The organism is Amycolatopsis sp. NPDC114484 (assembly GCF_055633755.1).
On sequence record NZ_JBVKDQ010000029.1, the window covers coordinates 85,168 to 95,880 of the forward strand.

The following is a 10,713-nucleotide window of genomic DNA, read 5'->3' on the forward strand; positions in this document are numbered from 1 at the left end:
TTTCGCCCAGAATGCCCGCATGGCCCTCCCTGTGCAGGCACCGATCAAGCCCATGCTGGCGAAGCCGGCGAAAGCGATCCCCGATTCCGGCGGCCTGCTGTTCGAGCCGAAGTGGGACGGCTTCCGCTGCCTGGTTTTCCGCGACGGCGACGAGATCACCCTGCAGTCGCGCGCGGAAAAGCCGTTGAACCGGTACTTCCCGGAGGTTCTCGCCGCGCTGCGGGAGTCCTTGCCGGAGCGGGTCGTGCTCGACGGCGAACTGGTGGTGGCCCGCGACGGCAAGCTCGATTTCGACGCGCTGACCGAGCGCATCCACCCGGCGGAGAGCCGCGTGCGGCTGCTCGCCGAGCAGTCGCCCGCGCAGTTCGTGGCTTTCGACGTGCTCGCGCTGGGCGACGAGTCGTTTGTGGACGAGCCGTTCTCGGCGCGGCGCGAACGGCTCGAATCGCTGCCGGGCATCGCGCTGACGCCGGCGACGACCGATCCGGAGACCGCGCGGCACTGGTTCGAGCTGTTCGAGGGAGCCGGGCTGGACGGCGTGATCGGCAAGCCGCTGGACGAGCCGTACTCGCCGGGCAAGCGGGTTTTGTTCAAGTACAAGCATTCCCGCACCGCGGACTGCGTGCTGGCGGGCCTGCGCTGGCACGTGGACGGCGAACCGGGCGAGGCGGTCGGCTCGTTCCTGCTGGGTCTGTACGACGAGAACGGGCTGCTGCACCACGTCGGCGTGGTCGGGTCGTTCCCGGTCGCGCGTCGCCGCGAGCTGGCGCAGGAGCTGGCCCCGCTGATCACTGACGGCGAAGGACATCCGTGGCTGGGCGACGCGGTCCGCGAGGGACAGCGGATCCCGGGCGGCATCACGCGCTGGCGGTCGAAGGAACAGCCGTGGGTGCCGTTGCGGCTGGAGCGCGTGGTGGAGGTTTCGTACGAGCACACGGAGGGCGGCTATCCGTCGCGCTTCCGGCACACCGCCCAGTTCGCGCGCTGGCGGCCGGACCGGGAGCCGTCGTCGTGCGGCTACTCGCAGCTGGACGAGCCTGCGCGCTACGACCTGTCGGCGGTGTTCCGGGGCGAGGTCGTGCGGACCCGCTGACCGGTCCGCCCGGACCAGCGCGAACCGGACACGCCGCGGGACCCGCTCACTGGCTTCCCACACCAGGCGTGCCAAGCTCGTCCGAGAGTTCCGCCGAGCAGACGTGAGGACCAGCCCGTGCACCGCCGTTCCCGCAGCCGTTCCCGTTCGCGCGCCCGGCTGGTGGCGGCGACGCTGGGAGCGCTCCTGCTGGCCGGCTGCACCAGCGGGCCCTCCGTGCGGCCGGCGGTGATCGACAACGACGGGCGCGCTACCACCGCGCCGCCCCCGAGCGCCGCCGCGGTGCCGTTGCCTCCGCTGGCCGAGCCCAAGAAGTCCAATCTGCGGTGGGCCAACTGCGACGCGGACACCCGTCAGCGGATGGCCGCTCCGGCGCTGCCCGACTCGCTGCACGTCAACTGCGCGCGCCTGACCTCCCCGCTCGACGCGCCCGACGACTCGCAGCATCTGCTCGCCCGCGTCCTCGTGCTCAAGGCAGGCGACGGCCCGATCCCGCTCGTGGTGGTCAACGACATCGGCGGCGAGCCGGGGTCGTTGTTCGCCGCGCGCCTGGCGACAAAACTTCCGCCGGAGTTCCTCAAGAAGTTCTCGCTGATCGGCGTGGACCGGCGCGGCACCGGGCTGTCGGGCGGGGTGCAGTGCGTGCCGCTGGAAGTGCGCTCCGGCCTGCTGGGCGCGGACCCGGCCGACGGCGGCCTCGGCGACGTGCTCGACGCGGCTCGCCGGGCCGGCCAGCAGTGCGCGCTCGACCTCGACACCGCGCAGACCGCACTGGACAGCTGGCGTACCGCCGGGGACCTCGACCAGCTGCGCAAACAGCTGGGCCTGGACCGGCTGAACGCACTCGGCCGCGGTGACGGTTCGAAGGTGCTTTCGGAGTACGCCGTGCGTTATCCGGCGCAGGTGGGTCGCATGGTGCTGGACGGCATCCCGGACCCGGGCGCTGACCGAGCGGCCGTGCTCGACGCGGTGGCCGCTGGAGCCCAGGCGACGTTCGACGCCTTCTCTGCCGACTGCGCCGCCCGCAACTGCCCGATGGGCGACGCGAAAGCCGCGCTGAAGACAGTGACCGACCGACTCCGTACGTCCCCTGTGGACACTGACGACGGCGTGACGATGAGCCCGGGCGTGGCGACCTACGCGGTGTACCAAGCACTCGCCGACCGTTCGAACTGGCCCGCCCTCGCCGACGCGCTGACCGCCGCGAAGAACGGCGACATCACCGCGCTGGCAGGCTTCGCGAATCCGATCGTCGCGGACGTCCGCGGCCGCACGTCGCGCATCGGCGGCACCATCGCGACCCGCTGCAACGACTCGACCACCCGGCTGCCCGCCGATCAACTGGACCGCGCCGCAGCGGCGATGCGCGCGAAATACCCGCAATTCGGCGCGGCGGTCGCCCAGGAACTCGCCTGGTGCGGCGCATGGCCGGTCCGCCGCGAAGCGCTGCCTCCCGGCGGCGCGCCCGGTGCCCCGCCCATCCTGGTGGCCGCCACCGCCACCGACCCGGTGACACCGCAGATCGGCACCACCCGGGCCGCGGACCAGATGCCCAGCGCCGTGACGGTTACGTGGCAGGGGGTCGCGCACGGCGCGGTCGGCCAGTCTCCCTGCGTCACCGCCGCCGCGCAGTCCTTCCTGATCGACGGCAAGATCCCGGACAACGGCACGCTCTGCCCTGCCTAGGGATCGATCGCTCTTCCTCCTGCGGCTTGCGGTTTCCGCGGCGACGCAGCTGCCGAGCGAGGTCAGCTGACCGAGACAACGCTGCCATCCAACGCGCAACAGCCGCCCGATCCGGCCGACTCGTCCGCCCCGCTGTGGTCTGAGGTGGCGGGACCGGGGCTGCCTCGCCGAAGTCGTTTCGAACACCTCACCAGTATCTCGAACACTTGTTCGAGACCGCATCACTTGACCAGGCGTGATCAACTCACCCACACGAGATCGAGGATCTCACCACGAGTGCCGAAAACCCTGCCAGAGCATCAAATCCCGCCACTCGCGGCCAAGAGCGGAACCAAGCAGGGTGCGGACCAGACGGAATGTCCAGACCGCCCGTCCTAACGGGACACAGCAGGACTGGCAGCCGCCCAAGCCGCCTCGATCATCCGGAAGACCTCGTCCACCGCGGCCTCCGGGTCAGCTGCCTCGCGAGCCACCGAATAGGCGTCGACCACGAACCGGGCGATCGCGCGGCACGCTGTCGGAGTCCGGCCGAGTCCGGGGTCGGCCGCCATCGCCGCCGCCAGCGACTCGGCGTGCCGCAGCCGCATCGAGTCCTCGTACTCCCGCAGCGCGGGCGATCCGTCGATCATCCGCCAGACCGGTGCGACGCTGTCCGCCGTGCAGTGCCGCACCAGCGCTTGGATCTCGTTCCGCAACGCCGGGATCAACGGCTCCTCCGGCATCCGCTCGGAGACCGCTCCGCGAAGGCTCTCCTCGAAGTTCGAGTCCTGCTCGAAGACCAGCGCTTCCTTCGAGGCGAAGTGCGAGAAGACCGTGGTCACCGCGACGTCGGCCTCGGCCGCGATGTCCCTGATGCCCACCTCGTCGTACCCGCGTTCGAGGAACAGCCGAAGCGCGGTGTCGGCGATCTTCTGGCGGGTCGCAGCCTTCTTGCGCTCGCGCCGCCCGGACGGCTCAGTCATCCGCGGATGCTATCAGCCACAAAACCTGGCCGATTACCAAAAGCTAACAGTTAGCTTTTAATCGAAGGGCTACTGCCGGTACCCCTCGACCTCGCCCACCGGCCGGACCGAAGCCTCGTCCGGGTCGTCGTCGAACTCGACCCGCGCGCGCCGCTGCCGGAGGAGGTCCCAGCACTGGTCGAGCTCCTCTTCGGCGCGGCGCAGCCGCTCCCGGTCGTCCGAGGACAACCCGACCCCGATCGCCCGGTCGCGCAGCTGTTTCTCCTCCGCGATCAGCTCGTCGATCCGCCCCAAGATCCCGTCAGCCACGTCAACCTCCAAGACTCTGCCGGACACCCATCAGGACGCTACCGCGTCTCGGGGAATTCCCCACCCGGCTCGTTCGTTGAACCGCGCATGAGCACAGTGGAACTGACCGCGGACAACTTCGACCAGACCGTGACCGACAACGAGTTCGTGCTGATCGACTTCTGGGCAAGCTGGTGCGGTCCGTGCCGCCAGTTCGCGCCGGTGTTCGAGAAGGCGTCGGAAAAGCACGGCGACATCGCCTTCACCAAGGTCGACACCGAAGCCGAGCAGCAACTCGCCGCCGCGTTCAACATCCGCTCGATCCCGACGCTCGCCGTGATCCGCGACAAGACCCTCATCTACTCCCAGCCCGGCGCCCTTCCGGAAGCCGCGCTGGAGGACCTCATCCGCCAGGCCCGCGAGGTCGACATGGACGAGGTGCGCAAGGCCGCCGCCGCGCAAGAAGCCGAGCAGGCCTGAGCCCAGCCACCACAGGCGCACAACCCGGGGAAACACGAAGGCCCGGCACCCACCAGGGTGCCGGGCCTTCGCGGTGGTTCAGGACCGGGTGACGAGCCCGCGCAGGAAGAACGCGAGGTTCGCCGGCCGCTCGGCCAGCCGTCGCATGAAGTAGCCGTACCACTCGTCGCCGCAGGGCACGTACACGCGCACAGTCTCGCCTTCGCCGGCGAGCCGCTTCTGCTCCTCCGGCCGGATGCCGTACAGCATCTGGTACTCGTGGTCGCCGGTCGTGCGCCCGGCGTCGGCCGCGAGCTTGCCCGCGATCGCGATCATCCGCGGGTCGTGCGAGGCAACCATCGGGTAGCCCTTGCCCGCCATCAGCACGCGCAGGCATCGCACGTAGGACTTGTCCACTTCGGACTTGTCCTGGAACGCCACCGATTCCGGCTCGGCGTAAGCGCCCTTGCACAGCCGCACGCGCGACCCGGGACCGGACAGCTCGCGGCAGTCCTGCTCGGTGCGGTGCAGGTAGGCCTGCAGCACCGCGCCGACCCACGGGTACTCGGCGCGCAGCTCGCGGAGGATGCCGAGCGTCGAGTCCGTGGTGGTGTGGTCCTCCATGTCGAGCGTCACCGTCGCGCCGACCGCGTCGGCCGCCGCGCAGATCTTCCGCGCGTTCTCGAGCGCGACGCCTTCGCCGTCGCCCGGCAGGAACTGCCCGACGGCGGACAGTTTCACCGAGACGTCCGCGCCCTTGGCGAGACCCTGTTCGGACAGCGCCGTCAGCAACTCCTCGTACGCCTGCACGGTGGCGGTGGCCTGTGCGGCGTCAGTGGTGTCTTCGCCGAGGTGATCGATGGTGATCTTCCGGCCGTCGGCGGCCAATTCCCGTGCGACGCGCACGGCGTCGGCGGTAGCCGAGCCGGACACGAACCGGCGCACTACGGACCGGGTGACCGGTACCGCTTCGATCAGCGCACGCATCCGCCGCGAACGAGCGGCGGCGAGCAACGGGGCACGCAGCATGGCGGTGTCTCCTTCTCAGCCCTGGTGCGGGTAGCGCACGGAGGTCGGCGGCACGAACGTCTCCTTGATCGAGCGCGGGCTCGTCCAGCGGAGCAGGTTGAAGACCGAACCGGCCTTGTCGTTCGTGCCCGAGGCGCGCGCCCCGCCGAACGGCTGCTGGCCGACGACAGCGCCGGTCGGCTTGTCGTTGACGTAGAAGTTGCCCGCGGCGAACCGCAGCGCCTGGGAGGCCTTCGCGACGGCCGTGCGGTCGTTCGCGATCACGGCGCCGGTCAGGGCGTACGAAGCGGTCTCGTCGACCAGCTGCAGCACGGAGTCGAACTCAGCGTCGTCGTACACGTAGACCGACAGGATCGGGCCGAAGTACTCGGTGCTGAAGATCTCGTGCTTCGGGTTCGTCGACACGAGGACGGTCGGCTGCACGAAGTAGCCGACGCTGTCGTCCGCAGTGCCCCCGACGAGGATCTCGACCTCGCTGTCGTTCTTAACACGCTCGAAGAGCGAGGCGTGCTTGTCGAAGGCGCGACGGTCGATCACTGCGCCGCCGAAGTGCGACAGGTCGGTGACGTCGCCGTAGCTGAGCGCGGCAGTCTCGGAGGCAAGGCCGTCCTTCAGCTGCTCCCAGATGCTGCGCGGCACGTACGCACGCGAAGCGGCGGAGCACTTCTGACCCTGGTACTCGAAGGCACCGCGGACAAGCGCGGTGCGAAGCACGTCGATGTCGGCCGACGGGTGCGCGAGCACGAAGTCCTTGCCACCGGTCTCGCCGACGAGACGCGGGTAGCTGCGGTAGCCAGCGATGTTCGCGCCGACAGTGCCCCACAGGTGCTGGAAGGTCGCGGTGGAGCCGGTGAAGTGGATACCCGCCAGGTCGCGGTGCGTCAGCGCGACTTCGGAGACAGCCTTGCCGTCACCCGGCAGCAGGTTGATCACGCCCGGCGGCATGCCTGCCTCTTCGAGCAGCCGCATCGTCAGGTGCGCGGCGAAGCTCTGCGTCGGCGACGGCTTCCACAGCACGGTGTTGCCCATCAGGGCGGGCGCGGTGGGCAGGTTGCCGGCGATGGCGGTGAAGTTGAACGGCGTGATCGCGTACACGAAGCCCTCGAGCGGACGGTGCTCCATCCGGTTCCACACGCCCGCCGAGCTGATCGGCTGCTGGTCGAGGATGCTGCGGCCGAACTCGACGTTGAAGCGCCAGAAGTCGGCGAGCTCGCACGCGGAGTCGATCTCGGCCTGCGTAGCGGTCTTCGACTGGCCGAGCATGGTGGCCGCGTTCAGCGTCGCGCGCCACGGGCCGGTCAGCAGGTCGGCGGCGCGCAGCAGGATGGCCGCGCGGTCGTCGTAGGACAGCGCGCGCCACTCCGGAGCGGCCTTCGCGGCGGCAGCGATCGCGTCGCTCGCGTCCTGCTTCGTGGCGCTCTGGATGGTGCCGAGGACGTGGCCGTGGTTGTGCGGCTGGACAACGTCGATCTTCTCGCCGCCGCCCGCGCGCTGCTCGCCGCCGACGGTGACCGTCAGGTCGACGGGACCGGCCTGACCCAGTTTCTTCAGCGCACCCTCCAGCTCTGCGCGCTCGGCGCTGCCCGGCGCGTACGTCAGCACCGGCTCGTTCTTCGGGGCGGGGGTCTGGGTCACGGCGTCCACGGCGGCTCCCTCGTTGGCTTACTCGTCGGTTGCCCGAAAGATAACGCTGCGCGGCGTTCAGCGTGTTGTTCAAGCGGCTAGAATCGCCCATATGGTTTTGTCCGATCGGCCTACGCGATGACGACCGCCGAACCGTTCGCCGGCGCCTCGCTGCGGCACGTGCTCGCGACGCTCGGCGAACCGCTCGTGCGGGTGCTCGTCGCGCCGCGCGGACTGGGCGTTCCGGTGCAGGACGTGGTGATCCTCGACCCCGAGGACCCTCCCGAAACGCACCCCGGAGACCTGGTCCTGGTGATCGGCGCGCGGGGCCGGTCGGCGGCCGCGGCGATCCGGGCGGCCGGACGCGCGGGAGCGGCCGCAGTGGCGGTGAAGGGCGAAGGCGGCACGGACGCCGCGGCGGATGCTGGCGTCGCGCTGCTCACCGTCGGCACGGAGGCGCGGTGGGAGCAGGTCGAGGCGCTGGCGCGCGGGGTGGTCGACGCGGCCCGGGCGGGCGGCGAAGCGGAAACCGGCGAGGTGCTCGGCGACCTGTTCGCGCTGGCCCAGACGGTCGCGACGCTCACCGGCGGCCTGGTCAGCATCGAGGACACCGCGAGCCGCGTGCTGGCGTATTCACGAGCCGGAGACGAGGTCGACGAACTGCGACGGCTGTCGATCCTGGGCCGGGAAGGGCCGGAACGGTACCTCGCGATCCTCCGCGAATGGGGCGTCTACCAGCGATTGCGGGCCGGCGAAGGAATCGTGCGCGTGGAAGAGCGCCCGGAGCTGGGGATTCGCCGCCGCATCGCCGCCGGGATTCACGCCGGATCGCAGCCGCTCGGCACGATCTGGGTGCAGGAAGGCGCGCAGCCGCTGACTGAGCAGGCCGAGGTGGCGCTGCTCGGCGCGAGCAGAACGCTTGCCCCGCAACTGATCCGCGCGCGAACCCTGCCCGATCCGCAACTGCGGCTGCGCGAGGATTTGCTGGCCGGATTGCTGGAAGGACGCGTCGACGCCGAGTCGGTCGCGGAAGACATCGGTGCCGATCCGGCGCGCCCCGCACAGGTATTGGCGTTCACGCTGTCTCGACAACAGTCGAGCGCCGCTTCGGACCGGTTGCTGCGCCGCGCCGAACTGGTGCACCTGATCGCCGTGCACACTGCGGCCTATCGGCGGACCGCGCTCGTAAGCGTCCTCGGCGGCCGGGTGTACGCGTTGCTACCGGATCTGCCGGAGCACTCGGATGCCGCAGTGCTGGCTTTGGCGAAGGAAATCGTTGGTGCGGCCCGGAAACACCTCGACGCACCCGTCCGCGCCGCGCTCGGCGGGATTGTCCCGAGGCTGTCCGACGCAGCGTTGTCGAGAGGCGATGCCGACCGGGTGCTGATGGCGATGTCGCGCGGTCACTGGCCGTCCGACGTCGCGTCGCTGGCCGACGTCCGGGCCGACGTGTTGTTGTCGGAAGTGTTGTCCTACTTGGGAGATCAACCCCGGCTGCGCGACCCCAGGCTCGCCGAACTGCGAGCCCACGACGCCGACCACGGCGACATTCTGGTGCCCGCGGTGCTGGCGTACCTGAACGCTTTCGGCGACGTCCGCACGGCCGCGCGCTCGCTGAACATCCACCCGAACACCGTGCGCTACCGGGTGCGCCGCGCGTCAGAGGTGTCCGGGATCGACCTGACCGATCCTGCGCAACGGCTGCTCACCGAGTTGTTGCTGCGACTGTAAAACCGGATGCCGGGAGGGTTCGTGATCGCTAAGGTGCCGTCGTGGACCTCTTCTTCCGCTCCTGGAACGCGCTTCAGAACGCCGTGAAATCGCTTGAAGGCGGGCAGTGGCTGGCCCCGTCGGGCTGCGCTGGCTGGCTGGTGCAGGATCTGGTGTTCCACCTGGTCATCGACGCGCAGGACATCCTGATCACGCTCGCGACCCCGTCGGAAGCAGAGCCGACGCACACCGCTGCCGAATACTGGGAAATCGGCACCGACCTGCCGACCGGCATGGAGACGGAAGCCCTCTTCACCCGCCGCGCAGCGGTCAGCTACGGCACCACCGCCTGGCTGGCGCACCACTTCGACGACCTGGCGCAAGCAGCCGGACGCGCCGCGAAGCTGGCGGACCCGGCCTCGAAGGTCGAAACCCGCGACTACGTGCTGACGGTCTCGGACTATTTCGAGACCTACGTCGTCGAAGCCACATTGCACCATCTGGACCTGGTCATGCATCTGTCCGGAGCAGACGGTCCGGACGCGGAATGCCTCGCAGCAACGCGGCGGACAGTTGAGGCAGCACTGGGTTCGCCACTGCCGTTGTCACTGGACGACCAGAGCGCGCTCCTGGTCGCGACCGGCCGCCGCACCGCGACCGACGCCGAAAAGGCGGCGCTGGGCTCGTTGGCGGAGAAGCTGCCGATCGTCCTCGGCTAAACCGAAAGCCTTTCCACAGTAGGCAAATCAGCAAGCGCGGCGAACGATTCAACGCGCGCGGCCGGGTCGTAAGTGCTCGTGCTGACGAGCAACTCGTCCGCACCAGTCGCCGCGACCAGGTCCGCGAGGCGTTCGCCGACCTCGTCGGGAGTGCCGCTGATCTGCCCGGCCAACGTATCGTCGAGACGACGGCGTTCCCGATCAGTCATCGGCAACGCCAGAATCTCGTCCGCAGGCGAAAGCGGCGGGAACACGCCATGACTGCGCGAGTACACAGTGGACCAAGCCTCGGGCACCAGCAGCCGCCGAGCCTCCTCCGCGGTGTCCGCCACCGCGACCGCTGTCGACACGACGACATAGGGATCGTCCACATCGGACCGGAACGCGTCGCGGTACCGAGAAATCGCCTCCATCATCGCACGCTGCCCATGCGCCGGAGCGATCACCAGCGGCAGCCCCAGCGCAGCAGCGAGCTCCGCACCCGCACCAGTCGCGAGCAGAAACACCGGCACCGACAGCCCTTCAGCGGGGACCGCGTGCACGCCCTCATACTCACCCTGGAAGAACGCGAGAAGCTCGCGGACCTGGCCGTCGAAGCCGTCGGCCGCGTCCTTGCCCTGTCCGAGCGCCCGCCGCACCGGCTCGATGAACCCGACCGACCGCCCGATCCCGAGATCGATCCGCCCCGGGAACAAGGACTCCAGAATCCCGAACTGCTCAGCCACCACGAGCGGCCGATGATTGGGCAACATCACCCCACCGGACCCGACCCGAATCCGAGAGGTCGCCGACGCGACGGCCGACGCGAGCACCGCAGGCGCAGAGCCGGCGACCCCCGGCACGCCATGGTGTTCCGACACCCAAAACCGGTGGTAACCGAGCGCTTCGATGGCCTGCGCGAACGCGACAGTGTCCCGGATCGCCTGCGCGGTCCCCCGCCCTCGCCGCACGGGCGACCGGTCCAGCACGGAAATCGGAACGTCCACGCTCACGCCAACGCCGTCCGCCGATCCCGAATTCCCGCCCCACCGTCCGTGAGGGCCACCTTCAGGGAATCTGATTCCCTGAGAGGGTGTTGTGGAACCTGGTGTTTCGCTCGGTGTGTCGGTGGTGGTAGCGGCCGGGTGTGGTGATCATCGGGTGG

The 10,713-nt window shown here is 69.7% G+C and carries 10 protein-coding genes; 5 read left to right on the plus strand and 5 right to left on the minus strand.

Annotated features, from left to right (window positions below):
• Window positions 1–19: 19 nt before the first annotated feature.
• Window positions 20–1,093 carry an ATP-dependent DNA ligase gene (locus tag ACZ7SW_RS40275; protein WP_470235616.1) on the plus strand — a complete coding sequence of 358 codons (1,074 nt, stop codon included), beginning with the start codon at window positions 20–22 and terminating at the stop codon, window positions 1,091–1,093.
• 117 nt (window positions 1,094–1,210) lie between these two features.
• Window positions 1,211–2,779 (plus strand): alpha/beta hydrolase, encoded by a 1,569-nt coding sequence (locus ACZ7SW_RS40280; protein ID WP_470235617.1) that lies wholly within the window; start codon window positions 1,211–1,213, stop codon window positions 2,777–2,779.
• A 374-nt stretch (window positions 2,780–3,153) separates the two neighbouring features.
• Here ACZ7SW_RS40280 and ACZ7SW_RS40285 read toward each other — a convergent pair whose 3' ends face one another.
• Both ACZ7SW_RS40285 and ACZ7SW_RS40290 read right to left on the minus strand, forming a co-directional pair.
• Window positions 3,154–3,741: a TetR/AcrR family transcriptional regulator gene (locus ACZ7SW_RS40285; protein ID WP_470235618.1), complete on the minus strand. Its 588-nt coding sequence runs from the start codon at window positions 3,739–3,741 to the stop codon at window positions 3,154–3,156.
• Between the two features lie 69 nt (window positions 3,742–3,810).
• Window positions 3,811–4,050, minus strand: coding sequence for a DUF2630 family protein (locus ACZ7SW_RS40290; RefSeq protein ID WP_470235619.1), 240 nt, complete (start codon window positions 4,048–4,050; stop codon window positions 3,811–3,813).
• 87 nt (window positions 4,051–4,137) lie between these two features.
• Here ACZ7SW_RS40290 and trxA point away from each other — a divergent pair, with 87 nt between their 5' ends.
• Window positions 4,138–4,509, plus strand: coding sequence for a thioredoxin (trxA, locus tag ACZ7SW_RS40295; RefSeq protein WP_116205014.1), 372 nt, complete (start codon window positions 4,138–4,140; stop codon window positions 4,507–4,509).
• Window positions 4,510–4,587: 78 nt separating this feature from the next.
• Here trxA and ACZ7SW_RS40300 read toward each other — a convergent pair whose 3' ends face one another.
• Complete coding sequence (locus ACZ7SW_RS40300; RefSeq protein WP_470235620.1) at window positions 4,588–5,517, minus strand: proline dehydrogenase family protein; 930 nt, start codon at window positions 5,515–5,517, stop codon at window positions 4,588–4,590.
• Window positions 5,518–5,532: 15 nt separating this feature from the next.
• Entirely contained in the window at window positions 5,533–7,161 is a 1,629-nt protein-coding gene (gene pruA / locus ACZ7SW_RS40305; RefSeq protein ID WP_470235621.1) for an L-glutamate gamma-semialdehyde dehydrogenase, read from the minus strand.
• 117 nt (window positions 7,162–7,278) lie between these two features.
• On the opposite strand from pruA, the gene ACZ7SW_RS40310 reads away from it, so the two are divergent.
• Together ACZ7SW_RS40310 and ACZ7SW_RS40315 are read left to right on the plus strand one after the other, a co-directional pair.
• Entirely contained in the window at window positions 7,279–8,871 is a 1,593-nt protein-coding gene (locus ACZ7SW_RS40310; RefSeq protein ID WP_470235622.1) for a PucR family transcriptional regulator, read from the plus strand.
• A gap of 41 nt (window positions 8,872–8,912) precedes the next feature.
• Window positions 8,913–9,569 (plus strand): maleylpyruvate isomerase N-terminal domain-containing protein, encoded by a 657-nt coding sequence (locus tag ACZ7SW_RS40315; RefSeq protein WP_470235623.1) that lies wholly within the window; start codon window positions 8,913–8,915, stop codon window positions 9,567–9,569.
• Here ACZ7SW_RS40315 and ACZ7SW_RS40320 read toward each other — a convergent pair.
• Window positions 9,566–10,561, minus strand: a complete 996-nt coding sequence (locus ACZ7SW_RS40320; protein ID WP_470235624.1) for an MsnO8 family LLM class oxidoreductase — start codon at window positions 10,559–10,561, stop codon at window positions 9,566–9,568. The two genes, ACZ7SW_RS40315 and ACZ7SW_RS40320, sit on opposite strands and share 4 nt — an antisense overlap.
• Between the last annotated feature and the right edge of the window lie 152 nt (window positions 10,562–10,713).

Excerpts from the sequence above, each read along its gene's own strand:
- ACZ7SW_RS40285 (WP_470235618.1), bottom strand. The coding sequence starts at position 3,741 with ATGACTGAGCCGTCCGGGCGGCGCGAGCGCAAGAAGGCTGCGACCCGC.
- ACZ7SW_RS40275 (WP_470235616.1), top strand. The coding sequence starts at position 20 with ATGGCCCTCCCTGTGCAGGCACCGATCAAGCCCATGCTGGCGAAGCCG.
- trxA (WP_116205014.1), top strand. The coding sequence starts at position 4,138 with ATGAGCACAGTGGAACTGACCGCGGACAACTTCGACCAGACCGTGACC.
- ACZ7SW_RS40310 (WP_470235622.1), top strand. The coding sequence starts at position 7,279 with ATGACGACCGCCGAACCGTTCGCCGGCGCCTCGCTGCGGCACGTGCTC.
- ACZ7SW_RS40300 (WP_470235620.1), bottom strand. The coding sequence starts at position 5,517 with ATGCTGCGTGCCCCGTTGCTCGCCGCCGCTCGTTCGCGGCGGATGCGT.